Source organism: Streptomyces kanamyceticus, from assembly GCF_008704495.1.
Classification (GTDB): domain Bacteria; phylum Actinomycetota; class Actinomycetes; order Streptomycetales; family Streptomycetaceae; genus Streptomyces; species Streptomyces kanamyceticus.
The window spans coordinates 7,210,582-7,228,242 of sequence record NZ_CP023699.1 but is presented as its reverse complement, the minus strand read 5'-3'; the positions used below and the strand labels follow the sequence as shown (position 1 = coordinate 7,228,242).

Annotated in this window: 16 protein-coding genes; 8 read left to right on the top strand and 8 right to left on the bottom strand. The window is 70.9% G+C overall.

Annotation, left to right across the window (positions count from 1 at the left end):
• Nucleotides 1-22: 22 nt before the first annotated feature.
• From CP970_RS31240 to CP970_RS31230, 3 genes are all read left to right on the top strand, one after another.
• Nucleotides 23-1,663, top strand: a complete 1,641-nt coding sequence (locus CP970_RS31240; protein WP_055547241.1) for a glycoside hydrolase family 13 protein — start codon at nt 23-25, stop codon at nt 1,661-1,663.
• Between the two features lie 25 nt (nt 1,664-1,688).
• A complete protein-coding gene (locus CP970_RS31235) occupies nt 1,689-2,714 on the top strand; it encodes a LacI family DNA-binding transcriptional regulator (RefSeq protein ID WP_055547239.1) in 1,026 nt (341 codons plus the stop codon).
• A gap of 105 nt (nt 2,715-2,819) precedes the next feature.
• Nucleotides 2,820-3,776 (top strand): phosphatase PAP2 family protein, encoded by a 957-nt coding sequence (locus tag CP970_RS31230; protein ID WP_079043493.1) that lies wholly within the window; start codon nt 2,820-2,822, stop codon nt 3,774-3,776.
• On the opposite strand, the gene CP970_RS31225 is transcribed toward CP970_RS31230, so the two are convergent.
• From CP970_RS31225 to CP970_RS31210, 4 genes are all read right to left on the bottom strand, one after another.
• A complete protein-coding gene (locus tag CP970_RS31225; RefSeq protein ID WP_055547238.1) occupies nt 3,664-5,007 on the bottom strand; it encodes a cytochrome P450 in 1,344 nt (447 codons plus the stop codon). The genes CP970_RS31230 and CP970_RS31225 overlap by 113 nt on opposite strands.
• A 5-nt stretch (nt 5,008-5,012) precedes the next feature.
• Entirely contained in the window at nt 5,013-6,050 is a 1,038-nt protein-coding gene (locus CP970_RS31220) for a terpene synthase family protein (RefSeq protein WP_055547236.1), read from the bottom strand.
• 19 nt (nt 6,051-6,069) lie between these two features.
• On the bottom strand, nt 6,070-6,795 hold the full coding sequence (gene uppS / locus CP970_RS31215) for a polyprenyl diphosphate synthase (RefSeq protein ID WP_055547234.1): 726 nt from the start codon (nt 6,793-6,795) through the stop codon (nt 6,070-6,072).
• A 365-nt stretch (nt 6,796-7,160) separates the two neighbouring features.
• Complete coding sequence (locus CP970_RS31210) at nt 7,161-10,205, bottom strand: bifunctional [glutamine synthetase] adenylyltransferase/[glutamine synthetase]-adenylyl-L-tyrosine phosphorylase (RefSeq protein WP_079043492.1); 3,045 nt, start codon at nt 10,203-10,205, stop codon at nt 7,161-7,163.
• A 51-nt stretch (nt 10,206-10,256) separates the two neighbouring features.
• Between CP970_RS31210 and CP970_RS31205 the strand changes: the two genes are divergently transcribed.
• Both CP970_RS31205 and CP970_RS31200 read left to right on the top strand, forming a co-directional pair.
• A complete protein-coding gene (locus tag CP970_RS31205; RefSeq protein ID WP_055547232.1) occupies nt 10,257-10,715 on the top strand; it encodes a pyridoxamine 5'-phosphate oxidase family protein in 459 nt (152 codons plus the stop codon).
• Between the two features lie 32 nt (nt 10,716-10,747).
• Nucleotides 10,748-11,179, top strand: coding sequence for a VOC family protein (locus CP970_RS31200; protein WP_055547230.1), 432 nt, complete (start codon nt 10,748-10,750; stop codon nt 11,177-11,179).
• Nucleotides 11,180-11,232: 53 nt separating this feature from the next.
• Here CP970_RS31200 and CP970_RS31195 read toward each other — a convergent pair whose 3' ends face one another.
• The 3 genes from CP970_RS31195 to CP970_RS31185 all read right to left on the bottom strand — a co-directional run bounded on the left by CP970_RS31195 (nt 11,233) and on the right by CP970_RS31185 (nt 13,568).
• Nucleotides 11,233-11,526: a hypothetical protein gene (locus CP970_RS31195; RefSeq protein ID WP_150494247.1), complete on the bottom strand. Its 294-nt coding sequence runs from the start codon at nt 11,524-11,526 to the stop codon at nt 11,233-11,235.
• Nucleotides 11,527-11,531: 5 nt separating this feature from the next.
• Complete coding sequence (locus CP970_RS31190) at nt 11,532-11,984, bottom strand: hypothetical protein (RefSeq protein WP_150494245.1); 453 nt, start codon at nt 11,982-11,984, stop codon at nt 11,532-11,534.
• A gap of 222 nt (nt 11,985-12,206) precedes the next feature.
• The gene (locus tag CP970_RS31185) at nt 12,207-13,568 is read right to left on the bottom strand and encodes a glutamine synthetase family protein (RefSeq protein ID WP_055547224.1); all 1,362 of its coding nucleotides are present in this window, start codon (nt 13,566-13,568) and stop codon (nt 12,207-12,209) included.
• 303 nt (nt 13,569-13,871) lie between these two features.
• On the opposite strand from CP970_RS31185, the gene CP970_RS31180 reads away from it, so the two are divergent.
• Complete coding sequence (locus CP970_RS31180) at nt 13,872-15,158, top strand: globin domain-containing protein (RefSeq protein WP_055547222.1); 1,287 nt, start codon at nt 13,872-13,874, stop codon at nt 15,156-15,158.
• Nucleotides 15,159-15,190: 32 nt separating this feature from the next.
• On the opposite strand, the gene CP970_RS31175 is transcribed toward CP970_RS31180, so the two are convergent.
• Entirely contained in the window at nt 15,191-15,631 is a 441-nt protein-coding gene (locus CP970_RS31175) for an RrF2 family transcriptional regulator (RefSeq protein WP_055547220.1), read from the bottom strand.
• Nucleotides 15,632-15,783: 152 nt separating this feature from the next.
• Between CP970_RS31175 and CP970_RS31170 the strand changes: the two genes are divergently transcribed.
• Nucleotides 15,784-16,443, top strand: coding sequence for a DUF3105 domain-containing protein (locus CP970_RS31170; protein WP_055547218.1), 660 nt, complete (start codon nt 15,784-15,786; stop codon nt 16,441-16,443).
• The gene (locus CP970_RS31165) at nt 16,440-17,081 is read left to right on the top strand and encodes a DUF305 domain-containing protein (protein WP_055547216.1); all 642 of its coding nucleotides are present in this window, start codon (nt 16,440-16,442) and stop codon (nt 17,079-17,081) included. The genes CP970_RS31170 and CP970_RS31165 overlap by 4 nt, the downstream gene beginning before the upstream one ends.
• Nucleotides 17,082-17,661 lie beyond the last annotated feature (580 nt).

The following is a 17,661-nucleotide window of genomic DNA, read 5'->3' as shown; positions in this document are numbered from 1 at the left end:
CCCCGCACTCCTAAGGGACTTCATGACCCAGCACGTCACCGCCGCGCCCGCCACCGCCGACTCCGCGCCCGTCCGCGAGTGGTGGCGCGACGCGGTCATCTACCAGGTCTACCCGCGCAGCTTCGCCGACGGGAACGGCGACGGCATGGGCGACCTGCCCGGCATCACCGCCCGCCTCCCCCACCTGCGCGACCTGGGCGTCGACGCCGTCTGGCTCTCCCCCTTCTACGCCTCGCCGCAGGCCGACGCCGGATACGACGTGGCGGACTACCGCGCCGTCGACCCGATGTTCGGCACCCTCACCGACGCCGACGACCTGGTCCGCGCGGCGCACTCGCTCGGCCTGCGCGTCATCGTCGACGTCGTGCCCAACCACTGCTCGGACCAGCACGAGTGGTTCAAGCAGGCCCTGCGCGAGGGCCCCGGCTCACCGCTGCGCGACCGCTTCCACTTCCGCGCGGGCAAGGGCGCGGACGGCGAACTGCCGCCGAACGACTGGGAGTCCATCTTCGGCGGCCCCGCCTGGACGCGCGTCGAGGACGGCCAGTGGTACCTGCACCTCTTCGCCCCCGAGCAGCCCGACTTCAACTGGGAACACCCCGCCGTACACGACGAGTTCCGCTCCGTCCTGCGCTTCTGGCTCGACCTCGGCATCGACGGCTTCCGCATCGACGTGGCGCACGGCCTGGTCAAGGCCGCGGGCCTGCCGGACATCGGCCACGACGAGCAGGTCAGGCTGCTCGGCAACCAGGCCGTGCCGTACTTCGACCAGGACGGCGTGCACGAGATCTACCGCGACTGGCGCAAGATCCTCGAGGAGTACGGCCCCGAGCGCATCGCCGTCGCCGAGGCGTGGACCCCCACGGTCGAGCGCAGCGCCCTGTACCTGCGCCCCGACGAGCTGCACCAGGCGTTCAACTTCGAGTACCTGACGACGGACTGGGACGCCGCGGCACTGCGCGCCGTCATCGACCGCTCCCTGGTCGCGATGAACGCCGTCGACGCGCCCGCCACCTGGGTGCTCTCCAACCACGACGTCGTACGCCACTCCACGCGCTTCGCCGACGGCGACGAGGCGCGCGGCCTGCGCAGGGCCCGGGCGGCCTCGCTCCTGATGCTGGCGCTGCCAGGATCGGCGTACCTCTACCAGGGCGAGGAGCTCGGCCTGCCCGAGGTCACCGAGCTGCCGGACGAGGTGCGCCAGGACCCGGCGTTCTTCCGCAGCGCGGGGCAGGACGGCACGCGCGACGGGTGCCGGGTGCCGCTGCCGTGGTCCGGGCAGCGCGCGCCGTTCGGCTTCGGGCCCGCCGAGGACGGTCCGAGCTGGCTGCCGCAGCCCGCGAACTGGAAGGACCTGTCGGTGGCGGCGCAGACGGGCGACCCGGCGTCGACCCTTGAGTTCTACCGCGGCGCGCTCGCCGTGCGTCGCGAACACCCGGCGCTCGGCGCGGGCCGTGACATCGAGTGGCTCGCGGCCCCCGACGGCGTGCTCGCGTTCCGCCGCGCCACCCCGGCCGGTTCGTTCGTCTGCACGGTGAACCTCACCGGCTCCGACGTCGCGCTGCCCACCCCCGGCACCCTGCTCCTGGCGAGCGCGGACCTCGCCCCTGGCGCCGCCGAGACCGTGCTCCCCGCCGATTCAACGGTCTGGTGGGCAGCCTGAGATGCGACCGGTACAGTCCAATCCTGTGACCGCACGGCTAGCCGACATCGCAGCCCAGGCGGGGGTCAGCGAAGCGACGGTCAGCCGCGTGCTCAACGGCAAGCCGGGCGTCGCCGCGGCCACCCGCCAGTCCGTGCTCGCCGCACTCGACGTGCTCGGCTACGAACGGCCGGTGCGGCTTCGCCAGCGCAGCGCGGGCCTGGTCGGGCTGATCACGCCGGAGCTGGAGAACCCGATATTCCCCGCGCTCGCGCAGGTCATCGGGCAGGCCCTTACCCGCCAGGGGTATACGCCGGTACTCGCGACGCAGACCCCGGGCGGCTCCACCGAGGACGAGCTGACCGAGATGCTGGTGGACCGGGGGGTCGCCGGGATCATCTTCGTCTCGGGGCTGCACGCGGACACCTCGGCCGACATGCAGCGCTACGAACAGCTGCGGGCCCAGGGCGTGCCCTTCGTCCTGGTGGACGGCTTCTCGCCCAAGGTGCAGGCGCCCTTCATCTCGCCCGACGACCGCGCGGCGATGCGCCTCGCGGTCACCCATCTCGTCTCCCTGGGTCATACGCGCATCGGGCTCGCCCTGGGCCCGAAGCGGTTCGTGCCCGTACAGCGAAAGATCGAGGGTTTCGTACGCACGATGCAGGACCAGCTCACCCTCTCCCCGGACGAGATCGAGACCGATCTGGTGCAGCACTCCTTGTACACCCTGGAGGGCGGCCAGGCGGCGGCCGCGGCGCTGATGGACCGCGGCTGCACGGCGATCGCGTGCGCCAGCGACATGATGGCGCTCGGCGCGATACGGGCGGCGCGCCAGCGCGGCCTGGAGGTGCCGGACGACGTCTCGGTGGTCGGCTTCGACGACTCCCCGCTGATCGCTTTCACCGATCCGCCGCTGACCACGGTGCGCAAGCCGGTGCCCGCGATGGGTCAGGCGGCCGTGCGTACGCTCCTGGAGGAGATCGGCGGCACCCCCGCGCCGCACAGCGAATTCGTCTTCATGCCGGAGCTGGTCGTTCGCGGTTCAACCGCTTCGGCGCCCAGGCGCCCCTAGGGGCCCTTCGGGGCCCCTGCTCGTCCCACGGGCGGAGAGAATGCGCTCCGAACCCGACCAGGGGATGATCGGTCGAAGCATGCGGATCTGGCAGACTCTGTCCCTATGGGTGAGACGACTGTGACGACGATCGAGGGCCGGCAGGGCCCCACCACATCACCCATCGCGGACACGCAGAGCGACGACCGCAATGGGCGGAAATTCGTGCGGGCATTTCAGCGGCTCCGCACTCCCCGCCGCCCCCGGCTGTGGTTCGAGGTCCTGCTGATCGCGGTGAGCTACTGGACGTACTCACTGATCCGCAACGCGGTGCCGGAACAGAAGTCACAGGCCCTGCGCAACGCCGACTGGATCTGGCGGGTCGAGCACGACCTGGGGATCGCCGTCGAGCGAAGCGTCAACCACGCCGTGGACTCGGTGACATGGCTCATCGTCGGCATGAACTACTACTACGCGACGCTGCACTTCGTGGTGACGCTCGGCGTCCTGGTCTGGCTGTTCCGCAAGCACCCCGGGCGGTACGCGGCCGCCCGCCTGGTCCTCTTCGCGACGACGGCGGTGGCCCTGGTCGGCTACTACCTGTATCCGCTGGCACCGCCCCGCCTGATGAACGACACCCGGTTCATCGACACCGTCGTGGTCCACAACACCTGGGGCTCGATGGCGTCGGGCGACCTGAAGAACATGTCGAACCAGTACGCGGCGATGCCGTCGATGCACATCGGCTGGTCCCTCTGGTGCGGCCTGACGATCTTCGCCCTGGCCTCGGTGCCGTGGGTGAAGGTGCTCGGCCTGCTCTACCCCACCGCGACCCTCGTCGTGATCGTGGCGACCGCCAACCACTTCTGGCTGGACGCGGTGGGCGGCATGATCTGCCTGGCCTTCGGGTTCGCGGTGGCGCGGCTCTGGTACGGGGCCATGCCGTACGCGCTGGCGCGCGAGGTGGCGGTCAAGGGCGCGGCGTTGCCCGCAGGCGCAGCCGCTGGGGCCGCAACGCGAGCCCCAGAGCGGCGCGGACCTGCTGGTGGCCCGGCAGGTGTGCCAGGCGCCAGCGGGCGGTGATGGTCGCGAGGGCGAGGACCGCCTCGGTCATGCCGAACGCGTCGCCGATGCATTTGCGGGCGCCGGAGGCGAAGGGGAGGAAAGCGTGGCGGGGTGGCTGGGGGCGCGCCGGATCCCAGCGGTCGGGGTCGAAGGCTTCGGGGTTGTCGTAGAGGTCCGGCCGGTGGTGGACGAGGTAGGGGCTGTAGGCGACGTAGCTCCCGGCGGGCAGCAGGTGCCCGCCCAGGCGGGTGTCGGCGGTGACGGTGCGCGTGAAGATCCAGCCCGGCGGGCGGAGCCGGAGGGTTTCGGTGATGACGCGGCGCGTCAGTTCCAGCCGCGGCAGGTCGGCGTGGGTGGCCGTGGCCCCGCCCAGGACGGCATCGACCTCGGCGTGCAGCCGCTGCTCCATCCGGGGGTTCCCGGCCAGCAGGTCCAGCGCCCAGGCCAGGAGGGAGGCGGCGGTCTCCGTACCGGCGAGGAAGAGGGTGACGACCGTGTCGCTGACTTCCGCGTCGGTCATGCCGGGACTGCCGTCCTCGGTGTCGTGGGCCGCGATCAGGGCCGAGAGCAGGTCGTCGTGGTCGACGCCCTCGGCGCGGCGCTCGGTGATGATCTGGTCGAAGGCGGCGCGTAGGCGGGTGCGCGCGCGCACGTGGGAGCGGTTGCCCTGGGTGGGGATCCGGTCCAGCGGGGGGACCATGAACATGCGCTGGTAGAAGCCGTCGAAGAAGGTCTTCACGTCGTCGAGGACCGGGCCGAGCTCGCCCGGCGGCAACGCGCCGGAGAACAGGGTGGTGGCCGTGATCTTGCACGTGATGGTCATCATCTCGGTGGGCACGTCCAGGACCTGTCCGGCATGCCAGGACCCGGTCACGTCCTCGACGCAGGCGCTCATGGCCTTCGCGTAGCCGGGGAACCGTGCCGGATGGAAGGCGGGCTGGGCCAGCCTGCGCAGCCGCCGATGCGCGCTGTAGGGACAGCTGGCGAGGCCGTCATCGCCGACGACTTCCCGCACCCGGTCGAAGATCGGGCCGCCTTTGTCGAAGACGCGGTCGTCGACCAGGGCCTGCCGGGTCAGTTCCGGGTCGCAGATCATCACCAGCGTGAAGGGGCCCAGCTGGATGCGGACGAGTTCCCCGTGCACGGAGAGGGAGTTGATGAATCCCAGCGGGTTCCGCAGCAGCGGGATCAGATGACCGACGACGGGGAGCGCCTTGGGCGCGACGGGGACCGAACTCAAGCTCGCCATGTCCCTCACTCTCCGGCCGGGCAGGAGCGCGTCACGAGTTCGTGGGCATCGGTGCTCCGCAAGCCGTAGCGGGGCGTCTCCAAGGACCACGTGTAGACGGAGTCGACCCAGTGGAAGATGGTCCTGGCATGCCTCCTGGCCGTATCGGGCAGGGAGGTGTCCGCGCAGATCGAGGCGACGGTGTTGGCGTTCTCGTAACGCATCGCCGCGTTGAGGGTGAGCGCGCAGGAGAAGGCCATGTCCACCGGAATTCCGTACTCCTGGCAGATGACGCCGATGAGGCTGAGCCTTTCTCCCGATTCGGCCGCCACATGGCAGCTGTGCAGGTCATTGTCGAGGCCGACGAGAAGGCTGCCCTGTTTCATGAGCTGGAGCAGCGGCGCGGGCAGCTGCTCCCCAGGACCGGTGAGGCCGGGCTGAAGCCGCTGCACCCACATGCCGAGGACGATTCCCGCCGTGCGCGTCCTGTGCTGCAGGTACCGGTCCAGGCTCGGGAGGGGTTCCCCGCTCTCCCACGCCTGCCGAAACGTGTACTCGTGCAGGAATCCCAACAGCAGCTCGGTGAACCCGGGAATCAGGCCGGCCCCTCCCGCGGCGATGATGTCGTCGCGGAGACTGGCGATCGGCCTGAGGATGTCCGGCCCGCCGGACGGCGAATGCCCCCTTTCCAGGGTCTCCCTCACCGGCTCCATGAGATGACCGACCGGTTGATCGGCACCGAGGTCCACGGTGTTCAGCCAGAACAGGATCATTTGCAGCTTGGCCAGCGGGAGCAGCACGTTCCACGGGGCCTGCGGGGCGAAGAGCCCCACCAGGTGCCCGGGCGTCGCCTCGGCCGTTATCTTGATGTGCTCCTTGCTCAACCCGAGATCTGCCGCCCAGGCGAGAATGGCGGACTCCAGCTCGTCGGTCCACGGGTGCGCGGGATACGTCTCACGCCCCTTTCCCAGATGGGAGAGCAGCCAGGGTTTCAGGGGGTGGAACGCACCGGGGATGTCGTCCGTGGTCTCGGGGCCGGGAGACAGAAGAGGCCTCTGGAGCATGCTGCGGTTCCTTCCTGCTCTACTTTCCGAATCGCCGCTGACGGTCGCCGTAGAAGGCCAGGGCGCGGTGGAGGTCGGACTGCGTGAAGTCGGGCCACAGAACGGGGCAGAAATAGAGTTCGGAGAGAGCCGCCTGCCAGAGCATGAAGCCGGAGAGGCGCTGTTCGCCCGAGGTGCGGATCACCAGGTCCGGATCGGGCAGCCCGCTGGTGGACAGGGCCTGGGCGAACGACCTCTCGGAGACGGAGAATCCGGCGGACGTGACCGCCTGGTGGGCGATGAGGCGCGCCGCGGCGAGGATGTCCTGCCGACCGCTGTAGCCGACCGCGAAGTTGATCTGCGGGCCCTGATTGCGAGAGGTGGTGGCCTCCGCCCGGCACAGCGCGGTCGCCAGCGAGTCGGGGAGCAGCCGGGGGTTCCCGAGGTGACGCATGCGCCAGTGCCCGGCTGCCGCGAGACGGTCGGTCAGTTCGGAGATGATGTCGAGGAGTTTGTGGAGCTCGGCCTCGGTGCGGTTGAGGTTGTCCGTCGAGAGCAGCCACCACGTGGTGGTCTCTATGCCCACGGACTCGCACCAGTGAACGGCCCGGCAGACGTTGTCCGCGCCCACCTGGTGACCGTGCTCTACGGGGTGGCCGTGCGCCTGCGCCCAACGGCGGTTGCCGTCCACGATGAAGGCGACGTGCCGTGGCCCGCCGCCCGGGGCGAGGGCCGTGGGGTTGGGGTGGTCGCGCGGAGTACTCATCGGGCACTTCCTTATCGCCTGGGACCGGGGTGTGCAGGTCGATACGCGTCGAGCGGGCTCAACGAGCGCGGAAACGGGAGCTGCCGACCGCCGCTCACCCTGAGAATCCTGATCGGCGCCGCCGGGCTTGCAAAGGCGCGTCCAGGGGCGCTAGACGTGCGCGCACCTCTCACCGGAGGTCGCTACGGCTCTTGCGGAGGGCGCTCAAGACGCGCCTCGATGCACGGCGTTCTCGCCACGCGACCCACGCGCGGGACCGTCGGCGCCACTCCTGCCCCGGCCGCCGCGTCCCTGCCCGTCAGGACCAGCCTGGCCCCGCCCGCGAAGCGGGTTGAGGTAATGCGCCGAAACTGCTCAAGCGCGCCCTACGCCCCGTAAAATCGCTCCTCCATGACCGCCCGCGCCCTGCGGGTGATCCGCCGGTAGTCGTCGAGCATGTCGCCGACGTGTCCGGGGTCGTAGCCCAAGTAGCGCGCCACCGCGGCCAGTTCCCGTCCATCGGAGGGGAAGGTGTCGCCCGCGCGGCCGCGCACCAGCATCACCGCGTTCCGTACGCGCGTCGCGAGCACCCAGGCCTCGTCGAGGGTCGCCGCCTCCTCGGCCGGGATCAGCTCCGCCGCGCAGGCCGCGGCGAGCGCCTCGCGGGTGCGGGTCGTGCGCAGGCCCGGCTCGGCCCAGGCGTGCTCCAACTGCAGGAGCTGGACGGTCCATTCGACGTCGGAGAGGCCGCCGCGGCCCAGCTTGGCGTGCAGGGTCGGGTCGGCGCCGCGCGGCATCCGCTCCGCCTCCATGCGGGCCTTGAGGCGGCGGACCTCGCGGATCGCGTCCTCGCCGAGGCCCTCGGGCGGGTAGCGCAGCGGGGCGACGAGGTCGATGAAGGCGCGGCCGAGTTCCTCGTCGCCCGCGACCGGTTCGGCCCGCAGGAGCGCCTGGGACTCCCAGACCAGGGACCAGCGGCGGTAGTAGGCCGCGTACGACTTGAGCGTGCGCACCAGGGGGCCGCTCCTGCCCTCCGGGCGCAGATCCGCGTCGATGAGCAACGGCGGGTCGGCGGAGGGGAGTTGGAGGAGCCTGCGCATCTCGGCGACCACCTTGGCGGCCGCCTTCGCCGCCTCCTGCTCGTCGGCGCCCTCGCGCGGCTCGTGCACGAACAGGACGTCGGCGTCCGAGCCGTAGCCCAGCTCGTGGCCGCCGAAGCGGCCCATGCCGATCACGGCGAAGCGGGTCGGCAGCGTGTCGCCCCAGCCGTCGCGGACGACCGCGCGGAGCGTGCCCGCGAGGGTGGCCGACGTCAGGTCGGAGATGGCGTCGCCGACCCGGTCCACCAGCGCGCCGGGGTCGGCCTCCGCGGGGCTCTCCTCCGTGCCGTAGGAACCGATGATGTCGCCCGCGGCCGTACGGAACAGCTCGCGCCTGCGCACTCCGCGGGCCGCCGTCACCGCCTGCTCCGCGCCGTCCGCGCGGCGCACCGCGGCCAGGATCTCCTGTTCGAGGGCCGCGCGGCCGCGCGGTTCGAGGCCCCGCTGATCGCCGAGCAGGGCGACCGCCTCGGGGGCGCGCAGCAGCAGGTCGGGGGCGAGCCGTCCGGCGGAGAGGACCCGCGCCAGGTTCTCGGCCGCTGCGCCCTCGTCCCTCAACAGCCTGAGGTACCAAGGGGTTTTGCCGAGCGCGTCGGACACCTTGCGGAAGCCGAGCAGGCCCGCGTCCGGGTCGGCCGAGTCCGCGAACCAGCCGAGCAGGACGGGAAGCAGCGTGCGCTGGATGGCCGCCTTGCGGGACACCCCGGACGCCAGCGCCTCCAGGTGCCTGAGCGCGGCGCTCGGGTCCGCGTAGCCGAGCGCGACGAGCCGCTCGCGCGCCGCGGTCGTACTCAACCGGGTCTCGCCGGGGGCGAGTTGGGCGACGGCGTCGAGCAGCGGACGGTAGAAGAGCTTCTCGTGCAGCCTGCGCACCACGGAGGTGTGCCGCTTCCAGGCGCGGTTCAGCTCGGTGATCGGCTCGGTGCGCATGCCGAGCGAGCGGCCGATGCGGCGCAGGTCCGCGTCGTCCTCGGGCACCAGGTGGGTGCGCCGCAGCTTGTAGAGCTGGATGCGGTGTTCCAGGGCGCGCAGGAAGCGGTACGCGTCGTCGAGCTGGGCGGCGTCGACCCGCCCCACGTACCCGCCCGCGCCGAGCGCCGCGAGCGCTTCGAGCGTGGAGCCGCTGCGGATGGACGTGTCGCTGCGGCCGTGCACCAACTGCAGCATCTGTACGGCGAATTCGACGTCCCGCAGCCCGCCGGGTCCGAGCTTCAGCTCCCGGTCGACCTCGCCCGCGGGGATGTTCTCGATGACGCGGCGGCGCATCTTCTGCACGTCGGCCACGAAGTTCTCGCGCTCGGCGGCGTGCCAGACGAGCGGCGCGAGCGTGGCGACGTACTCCTCGCCGAGCTCCAGGTCGCCCGCGACCGGGCGGGCCTTGAGCAGCGCCTGGAACTCCCAGGTCTTCGCCCACCGCTGGTAGTAGGCGAGATGGCTGCTCAGGGTGCGCACCAGCGGGCCGTTGCGGCCCTCCGGGCGCAGGTTCGCGTCGACCGGCCAGATGGTGCCCTCGACGTTGGTCTCCGAGCAGATCCGCATCATGTGCGAGGCGAGCCGGGTCGCGGCCCGCAGCGCCTTGCCCTCGTCGGCCCCTTCGACGGCCTCGCCGACGAAGATGACGTCGACGTCCGAGACGTAATTGAGCTCGTGGCCACCGCACTTGCCCATCGCGATGACCGCGAGCCTGCACTGCGCGGCGTCGGCGGGCGCGGCCGCGCGGGCCATGGCGAGCGCCGCGCGCAGCGTCGCCGTCGCGAGGTCGGCGAGCTCGGCCGCGGCCTCGGCGACGTCGGTGGTGCCGCACACGTCGCGGGCCGCTATGGCGAGCAGACAGCGGCGGTAGGAGACGCGCAGCGACACCGGGTCCGTGGCCTCGGCCAGGCCCCGCTCGAACTCCTCGACACCGGGGTGCAGGTCGACCGCCTCGTAGGTGACGAGGGCCCGCCAGTCGCGGGGGTGCCGCGCCAGGTGGTCGGCGAGCGCCTCGGAGGCGCCGAGCACGCCGAGCAGGCGGTCGCGCAGCGGCTTGGCGGTGACCAGGGTGTCGAGCAGCTCGCGGCGGCCCACCTCGTCCTCCTGGCCCTCGACGAGCCGGACAAGGCCGAGCAGCGCGAGGTCGGGGTCCGCGGTGGCGCCGAGTGCGTCGAGGAGCAGCGGGTCGTCACGGACCGTGTCCAGGTCCGGGGCGTCGAGCAGCCGCTCGGCCGCCGAGGGATCGGTGAAGCCGTGCCGCAGCAGCCGCGTGAACGTACTGCTCCTGCGTCCCCCGGTCTCCCGCCACCCCCCTTTCAGCGGGCGCTTCGCGCTCTCCCCCTCGTGCGGCAGCGTCATGGTCCCGCGCCTCCGTTCCCTCACTCCTGGCCAGAGCCTACGGCCTCGCCGATGAGTTCCGCCCGCGCGCGGAGTCCGACCCCGTACGGACCATGCAGACAGTTCCGGATCTCGACCGTACGCCCGGAAGGGCGCCCGCACGTCACGCCGCTCCCCGCGGTCTGGCGGGACGGCGCGCTGCACTTCGCCACAGGACCCGAGGAGCGCAAGGCCCGCAATCTCGCCGCCAACCCCGAGACCGTCCTGACCACCGGCGTGAACCTCTGGGACAAGGGCTACGACCTGGTCGTGGAGGGCACGGCGGTGCGGGTCGCCGACGACGCGGAGCTGCGGGGGCTCGCCGCCGCGTGGGAGGAGAAGTACGGCAGCTTCTGGCACTACGAGGTCAGGGACGGCTGCTTCCACCACGGCGCGGGACACGCGTACGTCTTCGCGGTGCGGCCGCGCACCGTGTTCGGTTTCGGCAAGGGCGAGCCGTTCAGCCAGACGCGGTGGCGGTTCGGGCGCTGACAGGGGGCCGACTCCCTGGTGTACTGCGGCTCATGGAGTACACACTCGAAGTGATTCCGCTGCCCGTGAGCGACATCGACGCGTCCATGGCGTTCTACCGCGACAAGCTCGGCTTCCACGTCGACATCGACACGGAGGTCATGCCGGGCATGCGCATCGTCCAGCTGACCCCGCCCGGATCGGGCTGTTCCATCGCCCTGGCCGACACACTCTGGGACACGATGGACGGACCGACACCGGCCGCGGGCTCGTACCAGGGCCTCCAGCTCTGCGTCGCCGACGCGAAGGCCGCGCACGCGGAGCTGACCGCGCGGGGGCTCGACGTCTCCGAGCCGGTGGCGCACGCCCCGCAGGACGGGGGGACGTTCATGTACTTCAAGGACCCGGACGGCAACGGATGGGCGATCCAGGAGTACCGGGTCAGGGCGACGACGTCGCTCCGCGAAGCGATCGTCCCCGGCTAGGAACCGGGAAAGGGCGCCGAGTCGCCGGAACGCGGCGACTCGGCGGTACCGGCCTACGACTCGTAGAACATGAACCAGCTGTTCTGCGCGGAGTTGAAGACGCAGGTGGTCGCGTCGACCCACCAGTATTCGTTCTTGTACGCCGCGGCCTTGGCCCAGCAGGCGCCCGCGGTCGCGAACGCGGCGTAGAAGGTCCACCCCGTGCCGGGGTCCTGCGCCACCGTGGCAGCGGCTTGGGGACGGGCGGCCTCGGGCGCGCTCGCCGCCGCGGTGTGCACGCCGGCCGCGGACGTCAGCAGAACGGCCATCAGAGTGGCGGTCGAAAGTCGCTTGGCGACTGAATTCATGATGACTAGTCCTTCGTCCAGATGAAAATGTAGGAGTTCCCGCCGGACATCTTCTGCGTGGCGTCGACGATGTTGTACATCTCCGTGTGCACGCCGAACGTCTTGGCCTTCCACAGCTGCAGTCCGTGGGCGTTGAAGTCGGAGACGGAGACCTGGGCGCTGGAGGACTGCTGGTTGTCCTGGGCCTGACAGAGCACGATGGACCCCGTCTGGATGCCCTTCCACCAGGTGACCCCGGACAGCTTCAGCTGGATGGAGATCGTGTCGGGGGCCGCGCCGCCGGGCAGGACGGTCGCCTGGACGACGTCGCCGTCAGGAAGCTTCTCTCCGTTGAGGAGCTGCTGGAACTGGATTCCCTCGGCCGCCTGCGCGGACGACGCGTAGCCGATGACTTGTACGGCGCCGAGCATGGTCGTCATCAGAGCGACGACCGGTAGCCGCTTCACGGCTGAACGCATGGTGACACCTTCCCTGGTGGGATTCGGTCATCGAGAGTCGATAACCGGAACCAAGAGTGTCGGTTTCCGGAGCTTTCCCCTCAGTGGACGCGCCCAGACGTTCGGTTTACCGTGCGTGACCACATTTTTCAGGCAATAGGAAAAGCCGCGGGCGCGGCCGCCGAATTTCCCGGCGGCCGCGCCCGCGGCTTTTCTGTGGTTGCTTGAGTTAATCGCGCCGCATTACAGCACCGGCAGGTTCTTGCGGAGTTCGAAGGCCGTGACCTCGGAGCGGTACTCCTCCCATTCCTGCTTCTTGTTGCGCAGGAAGAAGTCGTACACGTGCTCACCGAGCGTCTCGGCCACCAGTTCGCTGCGCTCCATCAGCGCGATCGCCTCGCCGAGGTTCTGCGGGAGCGGCTCGATGCCCATCGCGCGGCGCTCGGCGTCGGAGAGGGCCCACACGTCGTCGTCGGCGCCCGGCGGCAGCTCGTAGCCCTCCTCGATCCCCTTGAGGCCAGCGGCGAGGAGCACCGCGTACGTCAGGTAGGGGTTCGCGCCCGAGTCGATCGAGCGGACCTCGACGCGCGCCGAGCCCGTCTTGCCGGGCTTGTACATGGGGACGCGGATCAGGGCCGAGCGGTTGTTGTGGCCCCAGCAGATGTACGAGGGGGCCTCGCCGCCCGCGCCCGCCGTGCGCTCGGAGCCGCCCCAGATGCGCTTGTAGGAGTTCACCCACTGGTTGGTGACGGCGGAGATCTCCGCGGCGTGCTGCAGCAGGCCCGCGATGAAGGAGCGGCCGACCTTGGAGAGCTGGTACTCGGCGCCCGATTCGTAGAACGCGTTGCGATCGCCCTCGAAGAGGGAGAGGTGCGTGTGCATGCCCGAGCCGGGGTGCTCGGAGAACGGCTTCGGCATGAAGGTCGCGTTGACCCCCTGCTCCAGGGCGACCTGCTTCATGACCAGGCGGAACGTCATGATGTTGTCCGCGGTGGAGAGCGCGTCGGCGTAGCGCAGGTCGATCTCCTGCTGGCCCGGGGCGCCCTCGTGGTGGCTGAACTCGACCGAGATGCCCATGGATTCGAGCATCGTGATGGCCTGGCGGCGGAAGTCCATGCCCACGTTCTGCGGGGTGTGGTCGAAGTAGCCGGAGTTGTCGGCGGGGGTGGGCCGCGAGCCGTCCAGCGGCTTGTCCTTGAGCAGGAAGAACTCGATCTCGGGGTGGGTGTAGAAGGTGAAACCGAGGTCGGAGGTCTTGGCGAGGGCGCGCTTGAGCACGTAGCGCGGGTCCGCGAAGGACGGGGAGCCGTCCGGCATCAGGATGTCGCAGAACATCCGGGCGGTGCCGGGGGCCTCGGCGCGCCAGGGCAGCACCTGGAAGGTCGAGGGGTCCGGCTTGGCGATCATGTCGGACTCGTACACCCGGGCGAAACCCTCGATCGCCGAGCCGTCGAAGCCGATGCCCTCGTCGAAGGCCTGCTCGAGCTCGGCCGGGGCCACGGCCACCGACTTCAGGAAGCCGAGGACGTCCGTGAACCATAGGCGTACGAACCGGATGTCGCGCTCCTCAAGAGTCCTGAGCACGAATTCCTGCTGCTTGTCCATCTTCCGATTCCACCCATCCTTGCTGGTCAGGCCGCCTGCGCCCGCGCCACGGACACATCGGGGCACATGAGCATCCCACTACACCGTTTCGAGCGCGTTGCAGACCGCGTACCCGCCCGTGCCGTGCCGCCCTGTGCCCATAGTGCCTGCTGAACCGCGCCTCTGTAACAGCGGGCCGCCCCCGCTCCTCCGGCCCTCCAGGACCGCCCCCCTATAAGTTGCATCTCAGATGCAACTTATATACGGTCAGAAACCGACAAGGGGACGGTTATCCGCCCCTCTCGACCGGCCAGAGGAGTCCCGTTGCTGTCAGAACCGTCCGCCGCGACCGTCCGCGCCACCCTCCCCGTCGTCGGCGGGGCCATCGGCGACATCACCGGGCGCTTCTACGACCGGCTCTTCACGGCCCACCCCGAGCTCCTGCGGGACCTCTTCAACCGCGGCAACCAGGCCGCGGGCACCCAGCGGCAGGCCCTGGCCGGGTCCATCGCCGCGTTCGCCACGTACCTGGTGGAGCACCCCGACGAGCGGCCCGACGTGATGCTCCGGCGCATCGCGCACAAGCACGCCTCGCTCGGCGTCGCCCCCGGCCAGTACGCCGTGGTGCACGAGCACCTCTTCGCGGCCATCGCCGAGGTGCTCGGCGACGCGGTGACCCCCGAGGTCGCCGCCGCCTGGGACGAGGTCTACTGGCTGATGGCCAACGCCCTCATCGCCATCGAGGCCCGGCTCTACGCCGAGCAGGGCGTCACCGCGGACGACACCTGGCGCGAGTGGGAGGTCGTGGGGCGCGTCGAGGAGACGGCGGACGTCGCCACGTTCCAGCTGCGGCCCGTGGCGTCGCCCCCCGCGGCGGCGGTCCCCGTACCGGGCTTCCGGCCGGGGCAGTACGTCTCGGTGCAGGTCCAACTGCCCGACGGGGCACGGCAGATACGGCAGTACAGCCTCTCCGCGGCGCCCGGCTCGGACGTGCGGCAGATCAGCGTCAAGCGGGTGCGGGGTGGCGCGGGGGCGCCGGACGGCTCGGGAAGGCCGGACGACTCGGGAACGCCTGACGGCTCGCGAACGCCGGACGGGGAGGTCTCGCGGTATCTCCACGCGCACGTGCGGGAAGGTGCGGTGCTGCGGCTCTCCGCCCCCTACGGGGATCTCGTCCTCGACGAGAGCGACGCCGACACCCCGCTTCTGCTGGCGTCCGCGGGCATCGGCGTCACCCCAATGATCGCCATGCTGGAGCAGCTGGCCGCCACCGGACACCGGGCTCCCGTCACCGTCGTGCACGCCGACCGCTCCCCCGCCGAGCACGCGCTGCGCGCCGACCACGCGGCGTACACGGGCAAACTCCCGGACGCCGCCGCGCACTTCTTCTACGAGCGGCCCGGCCCGGATCAGGAGCACCCCGCCGCGCTCACCGGGCGCGTCGATCTCACCGCCCTGCCGCCGATCGCCGCGGGCACGCGCGCGTACCTGTGCGGGCCGCTGCCCTTCATGCGGGAGGTGCGGGCCCAGCTCATCGGGCGAGGGGTGGCTCCGGCCGACATCCACTACGAGGTGTTCGGGCCCGATCTGTGGCTGGGGCAGCAGGCCTGAGGCAGCAGGTCGGCGGGATCAGGTCCGCGGGATCAGGTTTCGTCGCGGGACGCGATGTTCAGGAGCAGCGGGCCCGTCGGGGATGCCGCGATGTCCTCCACCGTGACCGGGTCCAGCGAGGCGTAGAACGCCTCCTGGGCCCTGCGCAGCGCCCCGCGCAGGCGGCACGCGGAATTCAGCGGGCAGGGTGTGGGGCCCTCGCACTCCACCACGTCGCCCTCGCCCTCGAACGACCTCACCAGCGCGCCCACCGACGCCGTACGGCCCGCCTCCGTCAGCGTCAGGCCGCCGCCCCTGCCCCTACGCGCTTCCAGCAGGCCCAGCTTCTGCAGCTCGGCGACGACCTTCGCCGCATGCGTGTACGGCACCGCCATGTCGGCGGCCACCTCGCGCGTCGTGGGCGCCACGTCGCCCGCCACGGCCAGGCGCATCAGGGCGCGCAGGGCCAGGTCGGTGGATCGCATGAGGCGCATCCCTCGAGCGTAGGTAATGCGCATCCCCGGTTCAAATTTCGGAGGCCCTACAGCCCTGGCGCCCATCACCCTTACGATCAGCTGATCTGCTCTACTGATCTGTTCTACGTCTGTTCTACGTCCCGTTCGCTTCTTTCGCAGAAGGACACACCATGGGCTCCGCCAAGAACACGAGCAACGCCTCCCGCAAGGCCCGGATAGAGGAGATGCGCCGGGCGGACCGCGCACGCGAACGCCGGGGGCGCGCCCTCACGGTGACCGTCAGCGCGGTCGTCGTCGCGGCGCTCGGCGTGGGCGGCTTCGTCCTCTTCTCCAAGGCGTCCGACGACGACGGCTCGACGACGGACTCGAAGGCGTGGCCCGCGGCCAAGGTCAACGCCGACGGCGAGAAGGTCTGGGGCAAGCTCGGGCGTACGCACGTGTCGAAGAAGGTCGACTATCCGATGACGCCCCCCGTCGGCGGTGACCACAACCAGGTGTGGATGAACTGCAACGGCGACGTCTACAAGAAGGAACTCCCCGAGGTGAACGCCGTGCACTCGCTGGAGCACGGCGCCGTCTGGGTCACCTACAACGACAAGGCGAAGCCGGCCGACCTGAAGAAGCTGGCGGCCAAGGTCAAGTCCACTCCGTACTCGCTGATGAGTCCCGTCAAGGACCAGAAGGACCCCGTCATGCTGACCGCGTGGGCGCACCAGCGGAGCGTGACCGGGGCGGACGACCCCAAGGTCAAGGAGTTCTTCTCCACGTACGTCCAGGGCAAGCAGACGCCTGAGCCGGGTGCGGCCTGCACCAACGGCATGGCGCAGTGAGGCGTCGCACGACCACCCGGACGAACTGGATCGTCGGCTCCGCCGCCGCGGCGGTCCTCGTGGCGGGTGGCATCACCGCCGCCGTCGCCGCGACGGACGGCTCCGGATCCGACTCCGGTGGGGCGCCCGCGAGTTCGTCGGCGGACGCGGGCTTCGCGCGGGACATGGCCGTCCATCACCAGCAGGCCGTGGAGATGTCGTACATCGTGCGCGACCGCACCGACGACGTGGAGATTCGGCGGCTCGCGTACGACATCGCGCAGACGCAGGCGAATCAGCGCGGGATGCTGCTGGGGTGGCTGGACCTGTGGGAGCTGCCGAAGGTGCCGGAGGGGGCGCCGATGGAGTGGATGGGGATGGGGGACGCGCCGGCGGGTGAGGACGGGGCGTTGATGCCGGGGATGGCGACGAACTCGGAGCTTGCGCGGCTGCGGGGGCTGAGCGGGAAGAAGGCGGAGGTGCTGTATCTGCAGTTGATGACTCGGCATCACCGGGGTGGGGTGCATATGGCTCAGGGGTGTGTGGAGCGGTGCGGGGTTGAGGTGGAGCGGAGGTTGGCGCGGGGGATGGTGGAGTCGCAGGAGTCGGAGATCTCGCTGATGGCGACGCTGCTCAAGGCGCGGGGCGCCAAGGCGTAACGGGTGGGTGTGGGGCGGGGGTCTGCCTCGGGCTCCGGTGTCGGGCGGGGGTCTGCCTCGGGCTCCGGTGTCGGGCGGGGGTCTGCCTCGGGCTCCGGTGTCGGGCGGGGGTCCGCCTCGGGCTCCGGTGTCAGGCAAGGCTCCGCCTCGGGCTCGGTCGTGGAGCGGGATTCGCCTCGGGCTCGAGGGTGGAGCGGGATTCGCCTCGGGCTCGGGTGTCGGGCGGGTTCGCCTAGGGCTCGGACTTGGGGCGGGGCCGCGGCGGTATGTCCGTCCTCGCCGTCCCAGGCGCACCGCCACGGCTTGGGCACCTCGGAACGAGGCCCCCAGTGCTCCGGGCGAACATACCGCCACGTCCCCTCAGGAGCGCTCGCGACTGCGGACCGGCGGGGCTCCCTCCCGGCCCCTCGGGCGCGCTCGCGACTGCGGAACGGTGGGAGTTGCCGCGCGACGGAGGCCGGTGATGGGGCCGCTCCCGCCACCGCTGTGCGCGACCGCGTGCCCGGTGGGACGGTGGGCAGAGCCGCTCCCGCTAGCGCTGTACGCGACCGCGCGCCGGTGGGACGGTGGGCAGAGCCGC

Bases quoted from the DNA above. Each gene is read 5' to 3' on its own strand.
- CP970_RS31240 (WP_055547241.1), top strand. From the start codon at position 23: ATGACCCAGCACGTCACCGCCGCGCCCGCCACCGCCGACTCCGCGCCC.
- CP970_RS31230 (WP_079043493.1), top strand. From the start codon at position 2,820: ATGGGTGAGACGACTGTGACGACGATCGAGGGCCGGCAGGGCCCCACC.
- CP970_RS31225 (WP_055547238.1), bottom strand. From the start codon at position 5,007: ATGGCGAGCTTGAGTTCGGTCCCCGTCGCGCCCAAGGCGCTCCCCGTC.
- CP970_RS31220 (WP_055547236.1), bottom strand. From the start codon at position 6,050: ATGCTCCAGAGGCCTCTTCTGTCTCCCGGCCCCGAGACCACGGACGAC.
- uppS (WP_055547234.1), bottom strand. From the start codon at position 6,795: ATGAGTACTCCGCGCGACCACCCCAACCCCACGGCCCTCGCCCCGGGC.
- CP970_RS31210 (WP_079043492.1), bottom strand. From the start codon at position 10,205: ATGACGCTGCCGCACGAGGGGGAGAGCGCGAAGCGCCCGCTGAAAGGG.
- CP970_RS31205 (WP_055547232.1), top strand. From the start codon at position 10,257: ATGAGTTCCGCCCGCGCGCGGAGTCCGACCCCGTACGGACCATGCAGA.
- CP970_RS31200 (WP_055547230.1), top strand. From the start codon at position 10,748: ATGGAGTACACACTCGAAGTGATTCCGCTGCCCGTGAGCGACATCGAC.
- CP970_RS31195 (WP_150494247.1), bottom strand. From the start codon at position 11,526: ATGAATTCAGTCGCCAAGCGACTTTCGACCGCCACTCTGATGGCCGTT.
- CP970_RS31190 (WP_150494245.1), bottom strand. From the start codon at position 11,984: ATGCGTTCAGCCGTGAAGCGGCTACCGGTCGTCGCTCTGATGACGACC.
- CP970_RS31185 (WP_055547224.1), bottom strand. From the start codon at position 13,568: ATGGACAAGCAGCAGGAATTCGTGCTCAGGACTCTTGAGGAGCGCGAC.
- CP970_RS31175 (WP_055547220.1), bottom strand. From the start codon at position 15,631: ATGCGCCTCATGCGATCCACCGACCTGGCCCTGCGCGCCCTGATGCGC.
- CP970_RS31170 (WP_055547218.1), top strand. From the start codon at position 15,784: ATGGGCTCCGCCAAGAACACGAGCAACGCCTCCCGCAAGGCCCGGATA.